The following is a 24,575-nucleotide window of genomic DNA, read 5'->3' as shown; positions in this document are numbered from 1 at the left end:
CAAACCTTTGTGAGGACACAGGAATGGCCACGGACGAGAAACTCCTCAAGTACCTCAAGCGCGTCACGGCGGAACTGCACAGCCTGCGCAAGCAGGGCGCCCGGCACGCCGACGAGCCGCTCGCCGTCGTCGGGATGGCCTGCCGGTTCCCCGGTGGGGTGTCCTCGCCCGAAGACCTGTGGCGGCTGGTGGCCGGCGGCGTCGACGCCCTCTCCGAGTTCCCCGACGACCGGGGCTGGGACCTGGACGGCCTGTTCGACCCGGACCCCGACCACCCGGGGACGTCGTACACCAGCCAGGGCGGCTTCCTGCGCGGGGCCGGGCTGTTCGACGCGGGCCTGTTCGGCATCTCGCCGCGGGAAGCCCTCGTCATGGACCCGCAGCAGCGGGTGCTGCTGGAGACGTCGTGGGAGGCCCTGGAGGACGCCGGCGTCGACCCGCTTTCGCTGAAGGGCAGCGACGTCGGGGTGTTCTCCGGCGTGTTCACCCAGGGCTACGGCGCCGGGGCGATCACCCCGGAACTGGAGGCCTTCGCGGGCATCGGCGCGGCGTCGAGCGTGGCGTCGGGCCGGGTGTCCTACACCTTCGGGCTCGAAGGCCCGGCCGTCACGATCGACACGGCGTGCTCGTCTTCGCTGGTGGCCATCCACCTCGCCGCACAGGCGCTGCGCGCGGGCGAGTGCTCGATGGCGCTCGCCGGCGGCGCGACGGTGATGCCGACCCCCGGCACCTTCGTCGCCTTCTCCCGGCAGCGGGTGCTGGCCGCCGACGGCCGGTCCAAGGCCTTCTCCTCGACCGCGGACGGCACCGGCTGGGCCGAGGGCGCCGGGGTGCTCGTCCTCGAACGGCTTTCGGTGGCGCAGGAACGCGGGCACCGGATCCTCGCGGTCGTGCGCGGCAGCGCGGTCAACCAGGACGGCGCCTCCAACGGCCTGACCGCCCCGAACGGGCCGTCGCAGCAGCGGGTGATCCGCAAGGCCCTGTCCGGGGCCGGGCTGGTCGCGTCCGATGTGGACATCGTCGAGGCGCACGGGACGGGCACCGCGCTCGGCGACCCGATCGAAGCGCAAGCACTGCTGGCGACCTACGGGCAGGGCCGCGAGCCGGACCGGCCGCTGTGGCTGGGGTCGGTCAAGTCGAACTTCGGGCACACGCAGGCGGCCGCCGGGGTCGCCGGCGTGATCAAGATGGTGCAGGCGCTGCGGCACGAGGCCATGCCGCCGACCCTGCACGTGGCCGAGCCGACGCCGGAGGTCGACTGGTCGGCCGGTGCGGTGGAACTGCTGACCGAGCCGCGCGCGTGGCCGGGCGGGGACCGGCCGCGCCGGGCCGGGGTGTCGGCGTTCGGGATCAGCGGGACGAACGCGCACCTGATCCTGGAGGAAGCGCCCCCGGCCGCCGCTGTTCCGGAAGAACCCCTGGTCGAGGGGCCGGTGCCGCTGGTCGTCTCGGCGGGCAGCCCCGCCTCCGTGGCGGCACAGGCCGACCGTCTCGCCGACGTCCTGGAGGCCGGCACGGCACGGGCACGCGTGGCGGGTGCGCTGCTCTCGGGCCGGGCGCTGCTCGGTGACCGCGCGGTCGTGGTCGCGGGAACGGACGAGGAAGCGGTGGCCGGGCTGCGCGCGCTGGCCCGCGGGGAACGCGCACCGGGGGTGGTGACCGGGTCCGGCAAGCCGGGCAAGATCGGCTACGTCTTCCCCGGCCAGGGATCGCAGCGGCTCGGGATGGGCCGGGAGCTCCACGACCGGTACCCCGTGTTCGCGACGGCGTTCGACGAGGCCTGCGAACAGCTGGACACCTGCCTGGCCGGGCGGGCCGGCCACCGCGTGCGGGACGTCGTGCTCGGCAAGGTGCCCGCCGAAACCGGGCTGCTGGACCAGACGGTGTTCACGCAGGCCGGGCTGTTCGCGGTGGAGAGCGCGCTGTTCCGGCTCGCGGAGTCGTGGGGGCTCCGGCCGGACGTGGTGATCGGCCACTCCATCGGGGAGATCACCGCCGCGTACGCCGCGGGTGTCTTCTCGCTGCCGGACGCGGCCCGGATCGTCGCGGCGCGGGGACGGCTGATGCAGGCCCTGGCGCCGGGCGGGGCGATGGCCGCCGTCGCTGCGTCCGAAGCGGAAGTGGCCGAGCTGCTCGGTGACGGCGTGGAACTCGCCGCCGTCAACGGCCCCTCGGCGGTCGTCCTCTCCGGCGACGAAGACGCGGTCCTCGCGGCCGCCGCCCGCATGCGCGAGCGCGGGCACAAGACCAAGCAGCTCAAGGTTTCCCACGCGTTCCACTCCGCGCGGATGGAACCGATGCTGGCGGACTTCGCCGCCGAGCTGGCCGGCGTGACGTGGCGGGAGCCGGAGATCCCGGTGGTCTCCAACGTGACCGGCCGGCTCGCCGGGCCCGGCGAGCTCACCGAACCGCGGTACTGGGCCGAACACGTGCGGCGGCCGGTGCGGTTCGCCGAAGGCGTCGCGGCCGCAACGGAGTTCGGCGCCACCCTGTTCGTGGAGCTGGGCCCGGGCGCGGCCCTGACCGCCCTCGTCGAAGAGACGGCCGACGTCACGTGCGTGGCCGCGCTGCGGGACGACCGGCCGGAAGCGACGGCCCTGATCACCGCGGCCGCCGAGCTGTTCGTCCGCGGGACGGGCGTCGACTGGGCCGCGTTGCTGCCGACGGCGACCGGCTGGATCGACCTGCCGAAGTACGCCTTCGACCAGCAGCACTACTGGCTCCAGCCCGCCGCGCAGGCCACCGACGCGGCTTCGCTCGGACAGGTCGCGGCCGACCACCCGCTGCTGGGCGCGGTGGTGCGGCTGCCGCAGTCGGACGGCCTGGTGTGCACCGCCCGGCTGTCGCTGAAGTCGCACCCCTGGCTGGCCGACCACGTCATCGGCGGGGTGGTGCTCGTCGCGGGCACCGGGCTCGTCGAGCTGGCCGTCCGGGCCGGGGACGAGGCGGGCTGCCCGGTCCTCGAGGAGCTCGTCATCGAGGCCCCGCTGGTCGTCCCCGACCACGGCGGGGTCCGGATCCAGGTCGTCGTGGGCGCGCCGGGGGAGACCGGTGCGCGCACGGTCGAGGTGTACTCCCTGCGCGAGGACGCCGGTGCGGAGGTGTGGGCCCGGCACGCGACCGGGTTCCTGGCCGCGACGCCGCCGCCGGCCCGGCCGTTCGACTTCACCGCCTGGCCGCCGCCCGGTGGGCAGCGCGTCGACGTCGAGGACTTCTACGACGGCCTCGTCGAGCGCGGGTACGCCTACGGGCCGTCGTTCCGGGGCCTGCGGGCGGTGTGGCGGCGCGGTGACGAGGTCTTCGCCGAGGTCGCGCTGGCCGAGGACGACCGCGCCGATGCGGCCCGGTTCGGCATCCACCCCGGGCTGCTGGACGCCGCCCTGCACGCGGGCATGGCCGGGGCCGCCACGACGGACGAGCCCGGCCGCCCGGTGCTGCCGTTCGCCTGGAACGGCCTGGTCCTGCACGCCGCCGGGGCGTCGGCGCTGCGGGTCCGGCTCGCCCCGAGCGGCCCGGACGCCCTGTCGGTCGAAGCCGCGGACGAAGCCGGCGGTCTCGTCGTGACGGCGGACTCGCTGGTCTCCCGGCCGGTGTCGGCCGAGCAGCTGGGCGCGGCGGCGAACCGCGACGCGCTGTTCCGCCTGGACTGGGCCGAGATCTCCCCGGCCGGGGAGGCGGCGCCCGCGGACGACGTCGAGGTGCTCGAAGCCACCGGCGAGGACCCCCTGGAACTGACCGGCCGGGTGCTGGAAGCCGTGCAGACCTGGCTCGACGGCGCGGCGGACGAAGCCCGCCTGGTCGTGGTGACCCGTGGTGCGGTGCCCGCCGGTGACGGCGTGGTGCGCGATCCCGCCGGGGCGGCCGTGTGGGGCCTGATCCGGGCGGCTCAGGCGGAGAACCCCGGCCGGATCGTGCTGCTGGACACCGACGGGGACGTCCCGCTCGGCCCGGTGCTGGCCTCCGGCGAGCCCCAGGTCGCCGTGCGGGGCACCACGCTGACGGCGCCCCGGCTCGCCCGCGCCGAGGCCGTGGCGGAGCCGGTCGTGGCCGGCCCGGACGGGACGGTCCTGATCTCGGGCGCCGGCTCGCTGGGCGTGCTCACCGCCCGGCACCTGGTGGCCCGGCACGGGGTCCGGCGGCTGGTGCTCGTCAGCCGGCGGGGCCCGGACGCCGCGGGCATGGCCGAGCTGACCGCGGAACTCACCGCCCAGGGCGCCGAGGTGTCCGTGGTCGCGGCCGACCTGGCCGACCGGGACCGGGTGGCCGCGCTGCTGGCCGAACACCGTCCGGCCGCCGTCGTGCACACGGCGGGCGTCCTCGACGACGGCGTCTTCGAATCGCTGACGCGGGAGCGGCTGGCCAAGGTGTTCGCGCCGAAGGTCGATGCGGTCCGCCACCTCGACGAGCTGACCCGGGACCTGGACCTCGGCGCCTTCGTCGTGTTCTCCTCCGCCTCCGGGGTCTTCGGCTCCGCCGGGCAGGGCAACTACGCCGCCGCCAACGCCTACCTGGACGCCGTGGTGGCGAACCGCCGGGCCGCCGGCCTGCCCGGCACGTCGCTGGCGTGGGGCCTGTGGGAGCAGACCGACGGCATGACCGCGCACCTCGGCGGCGCCGACCAGGCGCGGGCGAGCCGCGGTGGCGTCCTGGCCATCTCGCCCGCGGAGGGCATGGACCTGTTCGACGCCGCGGTCGGCGCACCGGACGCGCTGGTCGTCCCGGTCAAGCTGGACCTGCGCAAGACCCGGGCCGGCGGAACGGTGCCGCACCTGCTGCGCGGCCTGGTCCGGCCCGGCAGGCAGCAGGCGCGGCCGGCGTCTGCTGTGGACAAGGGACTGGCCGGGCGGCTCGCCGGGCTGGCCCCGGCCGAACAGGAGGCGCTGCTGCTCGACGTCGTCCGCACGCAGGTCGCGCTGGTGCTCGGGCACGCCGGGCCGGAGGCCGTCCGCGCGGACACCGCGTTCAAGGACACCGGCTTCGACTCGCTGACGTCGGTGGAACTGCGGAACCGGCTGCGCGAGGCGAGCGGGCTGAAGCTGCCCGCCACGCTGGTCTTCGACTACCCGACGCCGGTCGCGCTGGCCCGCTACCTGCGTGACGAACTCGGTGACACGGTCGCGAGCGGGACGGTCGTGGCCCCGGCGGCCGCGGACGCCGGGGAGCCGATCGCCATCGTCGGGATGGCGTGCCGGCTGCCGGGCGGTGTCACCGATCCCGACGGCCTGTGGCGCCTGGTGCGCGAGGGTCTCGAAGGGCTGTCCCCGTTCCCGGAGGACCGGGGCTGGGACCTGGAGAACCTGTTCGACGACGACCCCGACAGCTCCGGCACGACCTACACCAGCCAGGGTGGTTTCCTCGAAGGCGCCGGGCTGTTCGACGCGGGCTTCTTCGGGATCTCGCCGCGGGAGGCCTTGGCCATGGACCCGCAGCAGCGGTTGCTGCTGGAGGCGTCCTGGGAGGCCTTGGAGGGCGTCGGCGTCGACCCGGGCTCGTTGAAGGGCGCCGATGTCGGCGTGTTCGCCGGTGTGTCCAACCAGGGCTACGGGATGGGCGCGGACCCGGCCGAAATGGAGGGCTACGCGAGCACCGCGGGCGCGTCGAGCGTCGTGTCGGGCCGGGTGTCCTACGTCTTCGGGTTCGAAGGCCCGGCGGTCACGATCGACACGGCGTGTTCGTCTTCGCTGGTCGCGATGCACCTGGCCGGACAGGCGCTGCGGCAGGGCGAGTGCTCGATGGCACTGGCCGGCGGCGTCACGGTGATGGGGACGCCCGGCACCTTCGTGGAGTTCTCGAAGCAGCGCGGCCTGGCCGGTGACGGCCGGTGCAAGGCCTACGCCGACGGCGCGGACGGCACGGGCTGGGCCGAGGGCGTCGGCGTCGTCGTGCTGGAACGGCTTTCGGTGGCGCGTGAGCGCGGGCACCGGGTGCTGGCCGTGCTGCGCGGCAGCGCGGTCAACTCCGACGGCGCGTCCAACGGCTTGACCGCGCCGAACGGGCCCTCGCAGCAGCGGGTGATCCGCCGGGCCCTCGCCGGTGCCGGGCTCGCACCGTCCGATGTGGACATCGTGGAGGGTCACGGCACCGGGACGGCGCTGGGCGACCCGATCGAGGCGCAGGCCCTGCTGGCCACCTACGGCAAGGACCGCGACCCGGAAACACCGCTCTGGCTGGGTTCGGTGAAGTCGAACTTCGGGCACACGCAGTCGGCCGCGGGCGTGGCCGGGGTGATCAAGATGGTCCAGGCGCTGCGCCACGGCGTCATGCCGCCCACCCTGCACGTCGACCGGCCCACCAGCCAGGTGGACTGGTCCGCCGGAGCGGTCTCGCTGCTGACCGAGGCGCGGGAGTGGCCGCGCAACGGCCGTCCCCGCCGGGCCGGGGTCTCCTCGTTCGGCATCAGCGGCACGAACGCCCACCTGATCATCGAAGAAGCCCCGGCCGAGCCGGAGCCGGCCGCCGAACCACGCGACGGTGGCGTGGTGCCGCTGGTCGTCTCGGCCCGCAGCGCCGGGTCACTGGCCGGTCAGGCCGGCCGGCTGGCCGCGTTCCTCGGCGCGTCCGGCGCGCCGCTGGCCGACGTCGCCGGGGCGCTGGTGTCCGGCCGCGCCGTGTTCGGCGACCGGGCCGTCGTGGTGGCGGAGACGCGCGAGGGAGCGACGGCCGGGCTGGCGGCGCTGGCCCGCGGCGAGGACGACCCGGGCCTGGTCACCGGCCGGGTGCCCGCGTCCGGCCTGCCGGGCAAGCTCGTCTGGGTGTTCCCCGGCCAGGGAACGCAGTGGGCGGGCATGGGCCGCGAACTCCTGGACTCCTCGCCGGTCTTCGCCGAGCGGATCGCCGAGTGCGCGGCCGCGCTGGAGCCGTGGGTCGACTGGTCGCTGCTCGACGTCCTGCGCGGCGAAGGCCCGGGGCTGCTGTACCGGGTGGACGTGCTCCAGCCCGCGAGCTTCGCGATGATGGTCGGCCTGGCCGCCGTGTGGTCCGCCGCGGGTGTGGTCCCCGACGCGGTGGTCGGCCACTCCCAGGGCGAGATCGCCGCGGCGTGCGTGTCGGGGGCGTTGTCGCTCGAAGACGCGGCGAAGGTGGTCGCGCTGCGCAGCCAGGCCATCGCCGCGAAGCTCTCCGGCCGCGGCGGCATGGCGTCGGTCGCGTTGAGCGAAGAAGCCGCCGTCACGCGCTTGGCGCCGTGGGCGGACCGCGTGGAAGTCGCGGCCGTCAACAGCCCGACGTCGGTGGTGGTCGCCGGGGACGCCGAAGCGCTCGCCGAAGCCCTCGAAACGCTGTCCGGCGAAGGCGTCCGCGTCCGGCAGATCGCGGTGGACTACGCCTCGCACACCCGGCACGTCGAAGACATCGAGGAGACGCTGGCCGAAGCGCTGGCCGGGATCGACGCCCGGGCCCCGCTGGTGCCGTTCCTCTCCACCCTGACCGGCGAGTGGATCACCGGCGACGGAGTCGTGGACGGCGGCTACTGGTACCGGAACCTGCGCGGCCAGGTGCGGTTCGGCCCGGCCGTGGAAACGCTGCTCGGGCAGGGCCACGGCGTGTTCGTCGAGATCAGCGCCCACCCGGTGCTCGTCCAGCCGATCACCGAGCTCACCGACGACGTCGTCACCGGAACCCTGCGCCGCGACGACGGCGGCCTGCGCCGGCTGCTGACGTCGATGGCGGGGCTGTTCGTCCGCGGGGTCGAACTGGACTGGACGTCGCTGGTGCCGCCCGCGCGGGCCGACCTCCCGGCGTACGCCTTCGACCACGAGCACTACTGGCTGCGCGCCGTCGGCACCGTGGGCTCCGACGCCGTCTCGCTGGGGCTCGCCGGCGCCGACCACCCGCTGCTCGGCGCGGTCGTCCAGCTCCCGCAGTCCGACGGCCTCGTCTTCACCTCGCGGCTGTCACTGCGGTCGCACCCCTGGCTGGCCGACCACGCGGTCCGGGACGTCGTGATCGTCCCCGGCACCGGGCTGGTCGAGCTGGCCGTGCGGGCCGGTGACGAAGCCGGCTGCTCGGTGCTCGACGAGCTGGTGATCGAGGCGCCGCTCGTGGTGCCCCGCCGCGGCGGGGTCCGCGTGCAGGTCGCGCTCGGCGGCCCCGGTGGCGACGGCTCGCGCACGGTGGACGTCTACTCCCTGCGCGAAGACGCCGAGGACTGGGTCCGGCACGCCACCGGCGTGGTGGTCCCGGGCGAGCGCACGACCGCCGGGTACGACTTCGCCGCCTGGCCGCCGCCCGGCGCGACGGCCGTGGACATCACCGGTGCCTACGACGTGCTCGCGGACGTCGGCTACGGGTACGGACCCACGTTCCGGGCCGTGCGCGCGGTGTGGCGCCGCGGCGAGGAGACCTTCGCCGAGGTCGCCCTGCCCGACGAGCACCGCGCCGAAGCCGCCCGGTTCGGCATCCACCCGGCGCTGCTGGACGCGGCCCTGCACTCGACGATGGTCAGTGCCGCGGCGGACACCGAGTCCTACGGCGACGAGGTGCGGCTGCCGTTCGCGTGGAACGGGCTGCGGCTGCACGCGGCCGGTGCCTCGGTGCTGCGGGTGCGGGTCGCCAAGCCCGAGCGGGACAGCCTGTCGCTGGAGGCCGTGGACGAGACCGGCGGCCTGGTCGTGACGCTGGATTCCCTGGTCGGCCGCCCGGTGACGAACGACCAGCTGACGACGGCGGCGGGTGCCGCGGGCGCCGGCGCGCTGTTCCGGGTGGACTGGACACCACTGTCCTCAGTGGATACGTCGAAGCCCGCGCCGTCCTGGGTGCCGGTGGCGACCGCGGAACAGGTGGCGACGCTGGCCGACGACGTGCTGACCGGCGTGGCCGAAGCCCCGGCGGTGGCCGTCATGGACGCCGTCGCCGACGCCACCGACGAGGAGCCGGTGCTGGCGCTGACCGTCCGGGTGCTGGACGTGGTCCAGTGCTGGCTGGCCGGCGGCGGGCTGGAGAGCACCAAGCTCGCGATCGTGACGCGCGGCGCGGTGCCCGCCGGCGACGGCGTGGTCACCGACCCGGCCGGGGCGGCCGTGTGGGGCCTGGTCCGGGCCGCGCAGGCGGAAAACCCCGACCGGATCGTCCTGCTCGACGTCGAGCCCGCCGCCGAAGTGCCGCCACTGCTGGGTTCGGTGCTCGCCGACGGCGAGCCCCAGGTCGCGGTGCGGGGCACGACCCTGTCCATCCCGCGGCTCGCCCGCGCCGCCCGGCCGGACGCGCCCGCCGGGTTCGAGACCCGCGGGCCGGTCCTGATCACCGGCGGGACCGGGTCGCTCGGCGGCCTGGCCGCCCGGCACCTGGTCGAGCGGCACGGCGTCCGGCAGCTGGTGCTGGCCAGCCGCCGGGGCCTGGACGCCGAGGGCGCCAAGGACCTGGTCACCGATCTGACCGGGCTCGGCGCCGACGTCTCGGTCGCCGCCTGCGACGTCTCCGACCGGAACCAGGTGGCCTCGCTGCTCCGGCAGCACCGGCCGACGGCGGTGATCCACACGGCGGGCATCGCCGACGCCGGGGTGATCGGGACGGTGACACCGGGCCGGCTGGCCGAGGTCTTCGCGGCCAAAGTCGCCGCCGCCCGGCACCTCGACGAGCTGACCCGCGACCTGGACCTCGACGCGTTCGTCGTCTACTCCTCGGTCTCCGCGGTGTTCATGGGCGCCGGCAGCGGCAGCTACGCCGCGGCCAACGCGTACCTGGACGGGCTGGTGGCCCACCGGCGAGCGGCCGGCCTGCCAGGCCAGTCGCTGGCGTGGGGGCTGTGGGACCAGGCCACCGGCGGCATGGCGGCCGGCACCGACGAGGCGGGCCGGGCCCGGATGACCCGCCGCGGCGGGCTGATCGCCATGGAACCCGCGGAAGGCCTGGCCCTCTTCGACGCCGCCGTCGGAGCCGGGGACGCGCTGCTGGTGCCCGCCCAGCTCGACCTCCGCGGCCTGCGTGCCGAGGCGGCGGGCGGCGCGGACGTGCCGCACCTGCTGCGCGACCTGATCCGCGCGGGCCGCCAGCAGGCCCGCTCAGCGTCCACTGTGGACGAGAACTGGACCGGCCGGCTGGCCGGGCTCGAGCCGGACGAGCGGGTGAAGGTCCTGCTCGACCTGGTGCGCGCCCAGGTGGCCGCGGTACTGGGCTACCGCGCCGCCCACCAGGTCGACGCGGACCAGGGGCTCTTCGAGATCGGGTTCGATTCGCTCACCGCGATCGAGCTCCGCAACCGGCTGCGTGCCCGCACCGAACGGAAGATCTCGCCCAGTGTCGTCTTCGACCACCCGACGCCGGCCCTGCTCGCCGCGCACCTCAACGAGCTGCTCTGAAAGAAGGTGGTGAACCGTGTTCGACGTGGAGACCTATCTCCAGCGGATCGGCTGCGGCGGGGAAACCGGCGTGGACCTCGAGACGCTCGCGAAGCTGCAGAAGCGCCACCTGATGGCGATCCCGTACAACAGCCTCGCCTACGAACTCCGTGACGCCGTGAACGTCGTGGACCTCGACGAGGACGACGTCTTCGTGACCAGCATCGCCGAAGGGAACGGCGGGGCCTGCTACCACCTGAACCGGCTGTTCCACCGGCTCCTGACCGAACTGGGCTACGACGTCACGCCCCTGGCGGGCAGCACCGCCGAAGGCCGGGAAACCTTCGGCACCGAGGTCGAGCACATGTTCAACCTCGTCACCCTGGACGGCGGCGACTGGCTGGTCGACGTCGGCTACCCCGGCCCGACCTACGTCGAGCCGCTGCCGGTGTCGCCCGCGGTGCAGACCCAGTACGGCAACCAGTTCCGGGTGGTGGACCACGAATCCGGGTACGCGCTGCAACGCCGGGGTGCGGTCACCCGCTGGAGCACCCTCTACACGTTCACGACGCAACCGCGGCAGTGGAGTGACTGGAAGGAACTGGAGGACAACTTCCGGGCGCTCGTGGGGGACACCACCCGCACCGACACCCAGGAAACCCTGTGCGGCCGGGCGTTCGCGAACGGCCAGGTCTTCCTGCGGCAGCGCCGGTACCTGACGGTCGAGGACGGCCGCGAGCAGGTGCGCACGATCACCGACGACGGCGAGCACCGGGCACTGGTCGCCCACGTGCTGTCCGGCGACCTTGGCTGAACTGGCGAAAGGCACCACCATGAGGGAAAAGGCGGGTCTGCTGGCGAAGTTCGCCGGCCTCTGCAAGACCGCGTACGAGCACCACTACATCCCGTACCTCAACTTCTTCTACGGCGGCGAGTACCTCCACCACGGCAGCGAGCCGGTGTCCAGGATCGTGGACCTGCCGTACGTGACCGTGCCGGAGCAGCGGAAGAAGGCGCCGTGAGGACGACGATTCCGGTTCGCCTGGGTGAGCGGTCCTACGACGTGCTCGTCGGCCCCGGGGTGCGGACGGCGCTGCCCGAGGTCGTCCACCGGCTCGGCGCCCGGCGGGCCGTGGTCGTCTCGGCCCGCCCGGCGGACTGGGTGCCCGGCACGGGCGTCGAGACGCTGCTGCTCCCGGCGCGCGACGGCGAGCCGGACAAGCGGCTGTCCACAGTGGAGGACCTGTGCGGTGAGTTCGCGCGGTTCGGGCTCACCCGCTCCGACGTCGTCGTCTCGTGCGGCGGCGGCACCACCACGGACGTCGTCGGGCTCGCGGCCGCGCTGTACCACCGGGGCGTCGCCGTGGTCCACCTGCCGACGTCCCTGCTCGCCCAGGTGGACGCCAGTGTCGGCGGGAAGACCGCGGTGAACCTGCCGTCGGGCAAGAACCTCGTCGGCGCGTACTGGCAGCCCAGCGCGGTGCTGTGCGACACCGACTACCTGACCACCCTGCCGCGGCGGGAGCTGCTGAACGGCCTCGGCGAGATCGCCCGCTGCCACTTCATCGGCGCGCCGGACCTGCGGGGACTTCCGCTGCCGGCGCAGATCGCCGCCAGCGTCACCCTGAAGGCGGGCATCGTCGCGCAGGACGAGCGGGACACCGGGCTGCGGCACCTGCTCAACTACGGCCACACCCTCGGGCACGCGCTGGAGATCGCGACGGACTTCGCCCTGCGCCACGGCGAGGCGGTGGCCATCGGCACCGTCTTCGCCGGCCGGCTGGCGGGCGCGCTGGGCCGCATCGACCAGTCCGGAGTGGACGAACACCTCGACGTCGTCCGCCACTACGGCCTGCCCGCCGCGCTGCCCGACGGCGTCGACCCGGCCGTGCTCGTCCGCCAGATGCGCCGGGACAAGAAGGCGATCACCGGGCTCGCCTTCGTCCTCGCCGGCCCACGGGGCGCGGAGCTGGTGAGCGACGTGCCGCCGCAGGTCGTCACGGACGTGCTGGACCGGATGCCGCGGGACAGCCTGGAAAACCTGGTCGGGGCGACGGAAGCGGCGGCGACATGAAGCGGCTGCCTGCGGAGCCGGACCTCGCCGCCCACGGCCGGGCGGTCGACCTGGTGCTGGCCGGGCGGCTGAGCGCGGCGCTGGCCCGGCCGGCCGCGCAGCAGCCGTGCTGGCCGGACGCCGAGCGCGCGGCGGCGGTGGTCGAGCTGCTGCACAACGCCGAGCCGATCGTGGCGCCGGAGGAGACGGCGCGGCTGCACACCCGGCTCGCGTCGGTCGCCCGCGGCGAGGCGTTCCTGCTGCAGGGCGGGGACTGCGCGGAGACGTTCGACGGCAACACCGAACCGCACGTGCGGGCCAACCTGGGCGTGCTGGCCCGGATGGCCGAGGTGCTGGCCGAGGCGGCCGGCCTGCCGGTGGTCAAGATCGCCCGCATGGCCGGGCAGTTCGCCAAGCCGCGGTCGAACACCGTCGACGCGCTGGGCCTGCCGGTGTACCGGGGCGACATCGTGAACTCCCCGGAGTGCACACCCGCCGCCCGGACCCCCGACCCGCACCGGATGCTGATGGCCTATGCCCACGCCGCCGGCACGATGGACCTGGTCCGCAAGTTCGGCGTCGAAGGCCTCGAGGAACCCCTGGTGGCGCAGGTGGTGCTGGCCGGCGCCCGCCGCGCGTCCTCGGCGGCCGGACGGCCGTTCCCGGACGCCGTCCGGACGGCGCACCCGGCCGAGATCTACGTCAGCCACGAAATGCTCCTGCTCGACTACGAGCGGGCCGTCCTGTGGGCGGATTCCAGTGGGCCGGAACCGCGGCTGTCCAGCGGGCTGGCGCACTTCCTGTGGATCGGGGAACGCACCCGGCAGCTCGACGGTGCCCACATCGCGTTCGCGGAGCTGCTGTCCAACCCGATCGGCCTGAAGCTCGGGCCGAGCTGCACCCCGGAGGAGGTCGTCGAGTACGTGCGACGGCTCGACCCGCACCGCACGCCGGGCCGGCTGACGCTGGTCAGCCGGATGGGACACGCCCAGGTCCGCGAGCTCCTCCCGCCGATCGTGGAGAAGGTCACCGCCTCCGGGCACGAGGTGATCTGGCAGTGCGACCCGATGCACGGCAACACCCGGACCTCCGGCAACGGCTACAAGACCCGGCACTTCGGCCACGTCGTCGACGAGCTCGCCGGCTTCTTCGCCGTGCACCGCCGGCTCGGCACCCACCCCGGCGGCATCCACGTCGAGGTCACCGGCGAAGACGTGACCGAATGCCTCGGCGGTGCCACGGGCATCGGCGAGGCCGACCTGCCCGACCGCTACCTGACCGCCTGCGACCCGCGGCTCAACGCCGACCAGTCGGTCGAACTCGCGTACACGATCGCGAAGATGCTCCACTAGCCCGAACCGCCCCAATGTGGCCTTGGTTGCGTTCAACGCACCGAAGGCCGCCTTGGGTGCGTTGAGCGCACCGAAGGCCACCTTGGGTGCGTTGGACGCACCGAAGGCCACATTGGGGCGCTTGAGGAGAGGCCGAGATGACCATCAGCGGGACCACTCGCCTGTTCGTCGTGCTGGGCGATCCGGTCGGCCAGGTCCAGTCGCCGGGGCTGCTGAACCCGCTGTTCGCGGAACTGGGCGTTGACGCGGTGCTCGTCCCGGTGCACGCGCCGGTGCCGGACCTCGAGCGGATCGTCGCCGGGCTGAAGTGCGTCGGCAACCTCGACGGCATCTTCGTCACCGTGCCGCACAAGGTGGCCGTGACCGGGCTCGCCGACCGGTGCAGCCCGATGGTGACGATCACCGGCAGTGCCAACGCCTTGCGGCGCGAAGCCGACGGCCGGTGGTACGCCGAGAACTTCGACGGCACCGGCTTCGTGGCCGGGCTGGTCGCGGCCGGCCACGACCCGAAGGCCCGGCAGGTGGCCCTCGTCGGGGCCGGCGGTGCGGGCAGCGCCATCGCGGCCGCCCTGCTGGCGGCGGGCGCCGGCCGGCTCGCGGTGTGCGATCCGGACACCGCGAAACTGACCGCCCTCCAAGCCCGCCTGGACGCGCACTGGCCGGGCCGGACCGTGGTCTCGGCCGAACCGGACACCGCGGGCGCCGAGATCGCCGTGAACGCGACGCCGCTCGGGCTGCGCCCCGACGACCCGCTGCCGTTCCGGCCGGACCGGCTGGCCCCGCGCAGCGTGGTCGCCGACATCATCATGAAACCCCGCGAAACCCGCCTTCTCCGCGAAGCGGCGGCTCTCGGCCACGACGTCCATTACGGAATCCACATGCTCGACGGGCAATTGGACTCCTACCGCGCTTTCTTCGGCCTGGGTTGAAGATCGGCCACTACCAAGCCGGGGGATGTGAGCCACCCGGGGCCGACCTAGCCTGGTGACGACGCTGATTCCGAGGCATTCCGGACACGGCACGGGCTTTTCTTCAATTCGAACCCCAGCGGAGATTCGGAGAACCATGAACGCGCGAAAGGCACCGGAATTCCCTGCGTGGCCGCAGTACGACGACGCCGAGCGGGACGGCCTGGTCCGCGCGCTCGAACAGGGTCAGTGGTGGCGCATGGGCGGGGACGAGGTGAACTCCTTCGAGCGCGAGTTCGCCGCCCACCACGGCGCCGCGCACGCGCTGGCGGTCACGAACGGCACCCACGCGCTGGAACTCGCCCTGCAGGTGATGGGCGTCGGCCCGGGCACCGAGGTCATCGTGCCGGCCTTCACCTTCATTTCCTCGTCGCAGGCGGCCCAGCGGCTCGGCGCGGTCACCGTCCCGGTCGACGTCGACGCGGCCACCTACAACCTCGACCCGGAGGCGGTCGCGGCCGCCGTCACCCCGCGCACCAAGGTGATCATGCCGGTGCACATGGCCGGGCTGATGGCCGACATGGACGCACTGGCCAAGATCTCCGCCGACACCGGGGTGGCGCTGCTGCAGGACGCCGCGCACGCGCACGGCGCGCGCTGGCAGGGCAAGCGCGTCGGCGAGCTGGACAGCATCGCCACCTTCAGCTTCCAGAACGGCAAGCTGATGACGGCAGGCGAAGGCGGCGCGGTCGTCTTCCCCGAAGGCGAGACCGAAAAGTACGAGACGGCGTTCCTCCGGCACAGCTGCGGCCGTCCCCGCGACGACCGCCGGTACATGCACAAGATCGCCGGCTCCAACATGCGGCTCAACGAGTTCTCCGCGTCCGTGCTGCGTGCGCAGCTGGCCCGCCTCGACGAGCAGATCGCCGTGCGCGACGAGCGCTGGGCGCTGCTGTCCCGGCTGCTCGGCGCGATCGACGGCGTCGTGCCGCAGGGCGGCGACGTGCGCGCCGACCGCAACTCCCACTACATGGCCATGTTCCGCATCCCCGGGCTCACCGAGGAGAAGCGCAACGCCCTGGTCGACCGGCTCGTCGAAGCCGGCCTGCCCGCCTTCGCCGCGTTCCGCGCGATCTACCGCACCGACGCGTTCTGGGAGCTCGGTGCCCCCGACGAGAGCGTGGACGCGATCGCCGAGCGCTGCCCGAACACCGACGCGATCAGCCGGGACTGCGTCTGGCTGCACCACCGGGTCCTGCTCGCCGGTGAGCCGGAGCTGCACGCGACCGCCGAGATCATCGCCGACGCCGTGGCCGGGGCATGAGCGTCCGGGCCGCGGTGGTCGGCCTCGGCTGGGCGGGCCGGGAGCTGTGGCTGCCCCTGCTGCGCGAGCACGCGGACTTCGAGGTGGTCGCCGCCGTCGACGCCGACCCGGCGTCACGCCAGGCGTTCACGAAGGCGACCGGCATCCCCACGCACCCCGCGGTGTCCGCGCTGACCGCGCGCGAGGTCGGCCTCGCCGTCGTCGCGGTGCCGAACTACCTGCACACCGAGGTGGCGGGCGCGCTGCTCGCCACCGGGATCTCCGTCTTCCTCGAGAAGCCGGTGTGCCTGACCTCGGCCGAGATCGACGTCCTGGCAGCCGCCGAACGCAGCGGCGGGATGCTGCTGGCCGGCAGCGCCGCCCGCTACCGCGGTGACGTCGGGGCGCTGCGGCAGCTCCTGCCGGAGCTGGGCGAGATCCGGCACGTCGCGATGGGCTGGATCCGGGCGCGGGGCGTGCCCCGCGCGGGTGGCTGGTTCACCCAGCGCGAGAAGGCCGGCGGGGGCGCGCTGTACGACCTCGGCTGGCACCTGCTCGACACGCTCGCGTTCCTGCTCGGCCCGGCCGCCTTCACCCAGGTCATCGGCGTGACGTCGGACGACTTCGTCAACGCCGGCGCCTGGCGCGCGGCGTGGCGGCAGGACCAGCTCGGCGCCGATGCCGCCGACGTCGAGGACACCGCGCGCGGCTTCCTGGTCCGCGAAGACGGCGTCTCGGTCTCGCTGCGGGCGAGCTGGGCGTCGCACCAGGCGCGGGACGTCTCGGTGATCCACGTCGAGGGCAGTGCCGGCACCGCGGACCTGCGGTGCACCTTCGGCTTCAGCCCCAACCGGGAGCCCGAACCCGTGCTGACGGTGACCCGCGAGGGCACCACGACCCGGCTTCCCGTGCCGCTCGAACGCATCGGCGTCGAATACACGCGCCAGGTGAGCGACCTCGCCGCGATGCTGGCCGACCCCGCCAACCGTGGCCGGGCCGTCGCCGAGGCGCGGCCGATCGTCTCGATGATCGAGAACTTCTACGCCTCTGCGGGCTCGGCGCGTGGCCGGGGTGCGGTTCCGGCGTATCAGTGATGAAGGAGCGCTCCATGACATTCCCGATCGTCGACCGACCGGGCGCCGGGGCCGATCCCTCGGTCCCGGTCCGGCACGCGGTCATCTTCGACCTCGACGGGGTCGTCGTCGACAGCTTCGCGGTGATGAGCGAGGCCTTCGCCATCGCCTACGCGGAAGTGGTCGGTGACGGGCCCGCGCCCTTCGAGGAATACCGGCGCCACCTCGGCCGCTATTTTCCGGATATCATGCGGATCATGGACCTGCCGCTGGAGATGGAGGAACCCTTCGTCCGCGAGAGCTACCGCCTCGCCGGCGAGGTGGAGGTCTTCGACGGGGTCACCGAGCTGCTGCTGACGCTGCGGGCGCGTGGCCTGCGGCTGGCCATCGCCACCGGCAAGAGCGGGCCGCGGGCGCGGTCCCTGCTGGACAACCTCGGCCTGCTCCCGTTCTTCGAGCACGTCATCGGCTCGGACGAGGTCGCCCGCCCCAAACCGGCACCCGACATCGTGCGGCACGCGCTGAACCTGCTGGACGTCCCGCCCGAGCGGGCCATCATGATCGGCGACGCGCCGACCGACCTGGCCAGCGCGCGCGGCGCCGGCGTCGCCTCGGCCGCCGCGCTGTGGGCGCCCCCGGACGACATCGGCGAGCTGCTCGCCGCCGGTCCCGACGTGGTGCTGCAGCAGCCGGCCGACCTGCTCGCGCTCTGCCCGTCGGTGCCCAGCAGCTGACCGCGTGTACCACCTCGGCATTGACGTCGGCGGCACCAAGGTCGCCTTCCGCGTCGAGACGGGCTCCGAGTGCGTCGAGGAGTCCACGTTCCGCTGGGGACCCCGGCACAGCGCCGAGGAGGACTTCGCCCGGCTGGCCGGGCACGTGGCGGGGCTGCGGGACCGGCTCGGCGCGCCACTGGAAGCGGTCGGGGTCGCGATGCCCGGCACGGTCGGCCCGGACGGCCGGGTCGCCGCCTGGCCCAGCCGTCCGGAGTGGACCGGGTTCGACCTGGGACCGGCGTTGCGCACGCTGTTTCCCGAAGCGGCCGTCGCCTGGGCGGACGACGGCGACCTCGGCGCCCTCGCCGAGGCGCGGGCGTCGGGCTGCGAAAACCTGCTGTACCTCGGGGTCGGCACCGGCATCGGCGGCGGTCTGGTCCTTGGCGGCGTGCCGTGCCCCGGCCTCGGCCGCGGCTCGTTCGAAATCGGGCACGTGATCGTCGAGCTGGGCGGCGAGCCGTGTGTTTGCGGCCGCCGCGGCTGCCTGCAGGCCCTCGCGTCGGGGCCGGCGACCCTGCGCCGCGCGGGATCGTTGCGCGGCGCGGACGTCACGTTCGACGACCTGCGCGAGGCGTTGCGCGGCGAAGAGCCCTGGGCGACCGGCGCGATCGACGGAACGGCCCGGGCACTGGCCGCCGCGGTGACCGGCGTCCAGGAGCTCGTCCACCCGGAGCGCGCGCTGATCGGCGGCGGCTTCGCGGCCGGGATCCCGGAGCTCGTCGGCCGGGTGGCCGAGCACCTCCACGGCCTGGCCCGCCCCGGCCAAGCCCCGCTGCCGCTGGCCCCGGCCGCACTGGGCGGCCTGTCCTCCCTGCGCGGCGCGGTGTCGCTCGCCCGCCTGATCGCCGGCGGACCCGGCGAGAGCGGAGAACGTCCCCAGCCGTCGTGAGCGGGCACCGCGTCCCCGCTCACGGCCGGCGGGGGCAGTGGTCACCAGGTGACCGGCAGCTCGACCAGGCCCTGGAAGGACTCGCCGGGCTGGACCGGGATTTCCGCCGCCGCCTCCGCGAGGCGCAGGCCGGGCAGCCGCTCGAGCAGGGTGCCGAAGGCGATCTCCATGATGGTGCGCGCCAGGTCCAGTCCCAGGCACCGGTGGGGGCCGGACCCGTAGCTCAGGTGGTCACCGGGGTCGGGGCGGTGCCAGTCCAGGGCGTCCGGCTGCCGGTAGTGCTCCTCGTCCCGGTTGATCAGGGAGAGCACGAAGAAGACGCCGTCGCCCTTGGCGATGGTGGTTCCGCCGACCTCGATGTCGGCCACGGCGACCCGCTGCACGCCGTCGGTGACCGCCACGAGCCGGCTCAGCTCGTCGACGGCCGCGGGCAGCAGCGACGGGTCGGCACGCAGCTCGGCGAGCTGCTCGGGGTGCTGCAGCAGTGCGCTGGCGCCGATCGCGATCGAGCTCGACGTGGTGTGGTGACCGCTCACCAGCATGATCAGCAACAGCTGGAGGACCTCCGCGGGCGCCGCGTCCGCCGGGGTGCCGCGGTCCGCGACGGCGGCGAGGTAGGCGCCGAGCAGGCCGTCGGCGGGATGCTGCCCGGCCTGCTTGGCCACGTACGCCACGAGCTCGTCGTAGGCCCCGGCCGCGGCCGGGCCGAACAGCTGCTGCGTCTTCTGCTTGAAGTACTCCTGGTCTTCGCGCGGAATACCCAGTGCCGCGTACAGCGACCCCAAAGCCGCGGGCGACGCGAACGCCGAGACCAGGTCCGCGGGCGCACCGTGGGCGACCATGTCGGCCAGCTGCCGGTCGACGACCTCCTGCAGCTTCGGCCGCACGGCGTCGATCAGCCCGGCCCTGAAGCCCGCTTCCGCCACTTCCCGCCGGGCGCGGTGCTCCGGGTCGTCGACGCCGACGAGCGCGGTGAGCCTGCCGATGACCTTCTTCTGGTCTTCGCCGAACTTCTGGGCCGCGGCCGCCGCCGCGTTGGCCACCGGCCACGCGGGATCGCTGTGGTCGCTGGAAATCCGGGGATCGGCCAGCAGCCGCCGGGTCAGCGCGTAGCCGGTGACGGCCCAGGCTTCGCGGCCGTCGTAGAGGGTGATCCGCGAGAGCGGACGCCGCTCGGCCAGCGGCCGGTAGCCCGGCGCCGGCCGGTAGGGGCAGGTCCGGTTCTGCGGGAAGGCAACGGGATCGGTCATCAGGGGGCCACTCCTCAGCGCAAGGAGCCGCCTCACCGGGAACGACTCCGCCGGCGCGGGGCCGGCTCGTCGCGACCCCGCCGGAGAACGATAGGAACGCGGGCCCGGCCGAGGATCCCCCATCCTGATAGGACTGACAGGACTGACCGGACCCGGTGCCGCGGTGATCCGGAGTTCCGTGGCCCACCCCCAAAAGAGGAGGGCCTCTTCAGTCCGGCCGGCCGGACTGAAGAGGCCTCTCGACTGAGCCGCCAACGTGGGGGGAGGCTGACAGCTCAGGCTTCGGCGGCCACGCCGGCTTCCGCCTTGCCGGGGGCGGGCGCGGGTTTGGGGCGGCCCGGGAGGAGCAGGCACAGCGGCACCGCCAGCGCGGTGAAGCCGATCGACCACCAGAAGGTGGTGCCGTAGGCGTGGATGAGCTCGTCCGGCGTCTTCGCGCCGGCCGAGGCGTGCTCGAGGATCATGGCGAGGACTGCGATCCCCAGCGAGCCGCCGATCTGCTGGACGATGAGGACGAGGATGGTGGCGTTGGGGATCTGGGCGTGGTCGAGCCCGATGTAGGCGGAGCTGCCGAGCGGGATGGTGGCGACGCCCATGCCGAGGCCGCGCACCAGCAGGAAGGCCATCAGCAGCAGGTCGGGGGTGCCGGCGGTGACGAACGCGAACGGCACGGTGGTCAGGACCACGGCGGCGAACCCGACGAGCGCGACCGCGCGGGGGCCGATCTTGTCGGTGTAGCGACCGGCGACCCACCGGGACAGCAGGGTGCCGACGCCCTGCGGGATCAGCAGCAGCCCCGCGCCGAGCGCGTCCACGCCCCGGGCCTGCTGCCAGAACAGGGGGAGCAGCAGCATCGCGCCGTACAGGGTCGCGCCGCTCAGGAAGTACAGCACCGACGACGAGGCGATCGAACGGTGGCCGAACAGCCGGACGTTCACCAGCGCCCCGGCGCCCCGCGGCAGGGCCCAGGCGACGAAGCCGGCGACCAGTGCGAGCCCGGCCAGGAGCGGGACCAGCACTTCGGCGCTGCCGAAGCCGGCGCTGCCGGTCCGGGACAGGCCGTAGACGACGGCGACGGCGCCCGGCGACAGCAGGAGCAGACCGACGACGTCGAGGCGGTCCCGGTCGCCGCTGGGCCGGTCGTCGGGCAGGTTCCGGTACGCGAGCCAGAGGCCGGTGACGCAGAGCGGGATGTTGACCAGGAACAGCAGCCGCCAGTCGCCGGTGGCCAGCAGGAGGCCGCCCAGCACGGGCCCGAGGATGGGGCCGAGCGCGATGGGCAGGGAGATGGTCGCCATGACGCGGCCGGTGTTGCGGCCCTTGGCGGCCTGCATGATCAGGGTCATCATCAGCGGCATCATCAGGCCGCCGCTGACGCCCTGGACGGTCCGGAACACGATGAGGCTGGTGGCGTCCCACGCCACCGCGCAGAGCACCGAGCCGGTGAGGAAGAGCCCGAGCGAGCCGAGCCACAGCCGCTTCCCGCCGAGCGCCGACTGGGCCCACCGGACGATCGGGATGGTGGCGAACATGGCCAGCAGGTAGCCGGTGCTCACCCACTGGATCGTGGCGATCGGGGCGTGCAGCTCGCGGGCCAGGTCGTTGATGGCGACGCTGACGATCGTGGTGTCGAACATCGCCGCCAGCGCGCCGACGATGATGGTGAACGCCAGCCGCCACACCGCGGGGTCGACGCGGTCGGGATCGGCCGGCGCAAGGGGGTCGGACTCGCTGGACGAGGACACGAACACCTCCTAAGATACGTCTGTGTTTCTTATTTGCGCCATCGTAAGCTTGCGTGAATAAGATGCGCAAGTGTTTCTTGCGGAGGTGGGCATGGGTGAGCGGCGACGGGGCGCGGTCCTGGAGCAGGCGCTGCTGGACGCGTCCTGGCAGGAGCTCGCGGAGGGCGGTTACGCGCGGTTCACCATGGACGCCGTCGCCGCGCGCGCCGGCACCAGCCGCCCGGTGCTGTACCGCCGCTGGAGCGACCGGTCCGAGCTGCTGCGCGCGACGATCGTCCACGCCCTGCAGCGCAACCGCGTCCGGGCGCCCGAGGACACCGGCTCCCTGCGCGGCGACCTGCTGTCCCTGATGTCGGAGATCAGCCGGACGCGGGCCGAGTTCGTCACCGTGATGAGCGTCCACCTCGCCGGGTACTTCGAGGAGACCGGCACCGACCCCGCGGCCCTGCGCGAGGTCATCGGGCACGACCGGCCCCATGCGCTGGACCTCGTGTACGAGCGCGCCGCGGCGCGGGGTGAAGCCGACCTCTCCCGGGTCTCCGCCCGGGTCCGGGCGCTGCCGTTCACCCTGCTGCAGCTGGAACTGCTCACCACCCTCAAGCCCGTGCCCGTCGCGGCGCTGGAAGAAATCCTCGACACGATCGTCCTGCCGCTGTTCCGCCCGGCCGGCGCGGGCTGACCCCGTCGTGCGGCGCACCAATTCCACCAGGACTGAGGATGGCCCGGTCCCGGGCGGGGCGGGCAGGCTGGGGTGCCGTCACCGGCCGGCCGCGCCCCGCGGCCGCCGGCCGGTCAACCCACCGAAGATCCGTTCCACCGAAGGGAACGTCATGGTCGCAGTCGCCGACACCTGGGGAGCCCCGCAGTCGCTGTTCTGGCTGCACGGGGGACGGCCTGCCGAACCGGTCGCCTTCGACCCGGCCACCAAGGTGTGGAACGTCTACCGCCACGCCGACGCGCTGCGGATCCTCAACGAGCCGGCGACGTTCTCCTCGGCGGTCCAGCGCAAGATCCCCATCGACGACCGGGTCAACGAGGGCAACCTGCTGCGCATGGACGGCGTGCCGCACGCCAAGCTCCGCAAGATCGTGAGCCGGGTCTTCACCCCGAAGGTGGTGGCGGGGCTCGAACCGAGGATCACCGAGCTGACGAACGAACTGCTCGCCACGGTCGGCGAGCGCGACCGGTTCGAGCTGGTCGAGCAGCTGGCCTACCCGCTGCCGGTCATCGTCATCGCCGAGCTGCTCGGGGTGCCCACCGAGGACCACCCGCTGTTCAAGCAGTGGGTGGACATGATGTTCCGCGGCCGCGAAGAAATCTTCATCGAGGCGGACGGCGACGAGAAGGTCGTCATGGACGGCGCCGAGGAAGTCCTCCGCTACATCGCCGAGCACGTCGAGCGGCGCCGGTCGAACCCCGGCACCGACCTGCTCTCCAAGCTCGTCGAAGCCGAAGTCGACGGGGAGCGCCTCAGCGACGCGGAAGTGGTGAACTTCGGCTTCGTGCTGCTGCTCACCGGGCACATCACCACGACCATGCTGCTGGGCAACGCGGTGCTCTGCCTGGACACCTACCCGGAGTGGCAGGACCGGGTGCGCGCCGACCGCTCGCTCGTACCGGCGGTGATCGAAGAGTCCCTGCGGCTGCTCCCGCCGTTCGCCGCCGTTTCCCGGCTCACCAACGAAGAGGTGGTGCTGAGCGGGCAGCGGATTCCCGCCGACGAGCTGCTGATGGTGTGGCTCGCGGCGGCCAACCGGGACGAGAGCGCGTTCCCCGCACCCGAAACCTTCGACCCGGCCCGCGACCCCAACAACCACCTTTCCTTCGGGCGTGGGGTCCACTTCTGCATGGGCGCGCCCCTGGCGCGGCTCGAAGGCCGCATCGCGCTGAACACCCTGCTGGACCGCTTCCCGCGGCTGCGCACCGATCCGGAGGACCGCCCGGTGTTCAAGACCATCCCGATCATGACCGGGATCGACAAACTCCCGCTGCTGACCGGTTTCCCCGGCTGAGCGGCGCCCGTGGTCGCGTGCAACACCCGCCCGAGGAACTTCTGCTGAGGAGTACTGGTGACGAATCCGGCGCCGTTCAAGGTCGGCGAGGCCTACGACAGTTTCGCGGATCTGCTCGACCAGCTGTGGGGTGACAACCTGCACCACGGCTACTGGGACGATTCTGCCGGCGACATGACGCTCGAGGACGCCACCACCCGGCTGACCGACGAGCTGGCCGGCCTGCTGACCATCGAGCCGGGCGACCGGCTGCTCGACATCGGCTGCGGCATCGGCGAACCCGCCATCCGGCTGGCCGCGGCCCACGACATCACCGGGGTGGGGATCTCGATCGCCGCGGGGCAGATCGCCCGGGCGAACGACCGCGCGGCCGCCGCCGGGCTGGCCGGGCGGCTGTCGTTCGAGCTCGCCGACGCGATGGAGCTGCCGTTCCCGGACGAGTCGTTCGACGTGGTCTGGGCGCTGGAATCGTTGCACCACATGCCGGACCGGTGGCACGTGGTCCGGCAGGCGGCCCGGGTGCTGCGGCCGGGCGGCCGGATCGCCATCGGCGACTTCATGCTCCGGAGCACCGGCGGGAAGACGGCCGACGCCTCCAGTGTGGACCTGGTCAAGATGGGTGCGCTGAAGCTCGTCGAACTCGACGAGTACCGGTCCCGGCTCCGGGCGGCCGGGCTGGTGCCCGAGGCCGTCGAGGACGTCAGCGAGCGCACCCGGCCGTCGTGGGGCAAGGCGGCGGAGCGGTTCGAGGCGCTGCGTGAGCAGGCGCTGCAGCACATCGGGTTGCAGCAGTACGAAACCACGCTCTCGCGGTTCCGCCAGTTCGACGACGAGCCGGCGGTGGGGTACGTCCTGCTGACTGCCCGCAAAGCGTGAGCCCTGCCGGTTTTCCGTTGCGGGACGGGGTCGATTTGCGCATTCCCCGGTGGGCGCCCGGCTG

Annotated in this window: 15 protein-coding genes; 13 read left to right on the top strand and 2 right to left on the bottom strand. The window is 73.5% G+C overall.

The annotated features are described in order from the left end of the window. Positions 1-23 precede the first annotated feature (23 nt). The 10 genes from ACLJQE_RS14375 to rifN all read left to right on the top strand — a co-directional run bounded on the left by ACLJQE_RS14375 (position 24) and on the right by rifN (position 18,628). Positions 24-10,295 (top strand): SDR family NAD(P)-dependent oxidoreductase, encoded by a 10,272-nt coding sequence (locus ACLJQE_RS14375; protein WP_410639671.1) that lies wholly within the window; start codon positions 24-26, stop codon positions 10,293-10,295. 16 nt (positions 10,296-10,311) lie between these two features. Then, a complete protein-coding gene (locus tag ACLJQE_RS14370) occupies positions 10,312-11,088 on the top strand; it encodes an arylamine N-acetyltransferase (RefSeq protein ID WP_410639670.1) in 777 nt (258 codons plus the stop codon). 19 nt (positions 11,089-11,107) lie between these two features. Then, complete coding sequence (locus ACLJQE_RS14365; protein ID WP_410639669.1) at positions 11,108-11,296, top strand: hypothetical protein; 189 nt, start codon at positions 11,108-11,110, stop codon at positions 11,294-11,296. Beyond that, positions 11,293-12,348, top strand: coding sequence for a 3-dehydroquinate synthase family protein (locus ACLJQE_RS14360; RefSeq protein ID WP_410639668.1), 1,056 nt, complete (start codon positions 11,293-11,295; stop codon positions 12,346-12,348). The genes ACLJQE_RS14365 and ACLJQE_RS14360 overlap by 4 nt, the downstream gene beginning before the upstream one ends. Next, positions 12,345-13,679, top strand: coding sequence for a 3-deoxy-7-phosphoheptulonate synthase class II (locus ACLJQE_RS14355; RefSeq protein WP_410639667.1), 1,335 nt, complete (start codon positions 12,345-12,347; stop codon positions 13,677-13,679). Before ACLJQE_RS14360 ends, ACLJQE_RS14355 begins: the two co-directional genes overlap by 4 nt. Before the next feature lie 137 nt (positions 13,680-13,816). After that, complete coding sequence (locus tag ACLJQE_RS14350) at positions 13,817-14,608, top strand: shikimate dehydrogenase family protein (protein ID WP_410639666.1); 792 nt, start codon at positions 13,817-13,819, stop codon at positions 14,606-14,608. 136 nt (positions 14,609-14,744) lie between these two features. Beyond that, a complete protein-coding gene (rifK, locus tag ACLJQE_RS14345) occupies positions 14,745-15,911 on the top strand; it encodes a 3-amino-5-hydroxybenzoate synthase (RefSeq protein WP_410639665.1) in 1,167 nt (388 codons plus the stop codon). Beyond that, entirely contained in the window at positions 15,908-16,984 is a 1,077-nt protein-coding gene (locus ACLJQE_RS14340; RefSeq protein WP_410639664.1) for a Gfo/Idh/MocA family protein, read from the top strand. Before rifK ends, ACLJQE_RS14340 begins: the two co-directional genes overlap by 4 nt. Positions 16,985-16,998: 14 nt before the next feature. Beyond that, complete coding sequence (locus ACLJQE_RS14335; RefSeq protein WP_410639663.1) at positions 16,999-17,697, top strand: HAD-IA family hydrolase; 699 nt, start codon at positions 16,999-17,001, stop codon at positions 17,695-17,697. A 4-nt stretch (positions 17,698-17,701) separates the two neighbouring features. Then, entirely contained in the window at positions 17,702-18,628 is a 927-nt protein-coding gene (gene rifN / locus ACLJQE_RS14330; RefSeq protein WP_410639662.1) for a kanosamine kinase, read from the top strand. A gap of 41 nt (positions 18,629-18,669) precedes the next feature. On the opposite strand, the gene ACLJQE_RS14325 is transcribed toward rifN, so the two are convergent. Both ACLJQE_RS14325 and ACLJQE_RS14320 read right to left on the bottom strand, forming a co-directional pair. Next, positions 18,670-19,878: a cytochrome P450 gene (locus ACLJQE_RS14325; protein WP_410639661.1), complete on the bottom strand. Its 1,209-nt coding sequence runs from the start codon at positions 19,876-19,878 to the stop codon at positions 18,670-18,672. 275 nt (positions 19,879-20,153) lie between these two features. Next, positions 20,154-21,623, bottom strand: coding sequence for an MDR family MFS transporter (locus tag ACLJQE_RS14320; protein ID WP_410639660.1), 1,470 nt, complete (start codon positions 21,621-21,623; stop codon positions 20,154-20,156). Between the two features lie 91 nt (positions 21,624-21,714). Here ACLJQE_RS14320 and ACLJQE_RS14315 point away from each other — a divergent pair, with 91 nt between their 5' ends. The 3 genes from ACLJQE_RS14315 (at position 21,715) to ACLJQE_RS14305 (ending at position 24,511) form a co-directional block, all read left to right on the top strand. After that, positions 21,715-22,302, top strand: coding sequence for a TetR/AcrR family transcriptional regulator (locus ACLJQE_RS14315; protein WP_410639659.1), 588 nt, complete (start codon positions 21,715-21,717; stop codon positions 22,300-22,302). A gap of 151 nt (positions 22,303-22,453) precedes the next feature. Beyond that, on the top strand, positions 22,454-23,635 hold the full coding sequence (locus ACLJQE_RS14310; RefSeq protein WP_410639658.1) for a cytochrome P450: 1,182 nt from the start codon (positions 22,454-22,456) through the stop codon (positions 23,633-23,635). 57 nt (positions 23,636-23,692) lie between these two features. Further along, positions 23,693-24,511 carry an SAM-dependent methyltransferase gene (locus tag ACLJQE_RS14305; RefSeq protein ID WP_410639657.1) on the top strand — a complete coding sequence of 273 codons (819 nt, stop codon included), beginning with the start codon at positions 23,693-23,695 and terminating at the stop codon, positions 24,509-24,511. Positions 24,512-24,575 lie beyond the last annotated feature (64 nt).

This window comes from Amycolatopsis sp. lyj-346 (assembly GCF_046548975.1).
Lineage (GTDB): Bacteria > Actinomycetota > Actinomycetes > Mycobacteriales > Pseudonocardiaceae > Amycolatopsis.
This window is presented reverse-complemented; position numbering and strand designations above follow the sequence as displayed.

What these genes read in the sequence shown, in the direction of transcription:
- ACLJQE_RS14340 (WP_410639664.1), top strand. Translation starts at nt 15,908, where the DNA reads ATGAGCGTCCGGGCCGCGGTGGTCGGCCTCGGCTGGGCGGGCCGGGAG.
- ACLJQE_RS14325 (WP_410639661.1), bottom strand. Translation starts at nt 19,878, where the DNA reads ATGACCGATCCCGTTGCCTTCCCGCAGAACCGGACCTGCCCCTACCGG.
- ACLJQE_RS14365 (WP_410639669.1), top strand. Translation starts at nt 11,108, where the DNA reads ATGAGGGAAAAGGCGGGTCTGCTGGCGAAGTTCGCCGGCCTCTGCAAG.
- rifK (WP_410639665.1), top strand. Translation starts at nt 14,745, where the DNA reads ATGAACGCGCGAAAGGCACCGGAATTCCCTGCGTGGCCGCAGTACGAC.
- ACLJQE_RS14355 (WP_410639667.1), top strand. Translation starts at nt 12,345, where the DNA reads ATGAAGCGGCTGCCTGCGGAGCCGGACCTCGCCGCCCACGGCCGGGCG.
- ACLJQE_RS14315 (WP_410639659.1), top strand. Translation starts at nt 21,715, where the DNA reads ATGGGTGAGCGGCGACGGGGCGCGGTCCTGGAGCAGGCGCTGCTGGAC.
- ACLJQE_RS14335 (WP_410639663.1), top strand. Translation starts at nt 16,999, where the DNA reads ATGACATTCCCGATCGTCGACCGACCGGGCGCCGGGGCCGATCCCTCG.
- ACLJQE_RS14375 (WP_410639671.1), top strand. Translation starts at nt 24, where the DNA reads ATGGCCACGGACGAGAAACTCCTCAAGTACCTCAAGCGCGTCACGGCG.
- ACLJQE_RS14350 (WP_410639666.1), top strand. Translation starts at nt 13,817, where the DNA reads ATGACCATCAGCGGGACCACTCGCCTGTTCGTCGTGCTGGGCGATCCG.
- ACLJQE_RS14310 (WP_410639658.1), top strand. Translation starts at nt 22,454, where the DNA reads ATGGTCGCAGTCGCCGACACCTGGGGAGCCCCGCAGTCGCTGTTCTGG.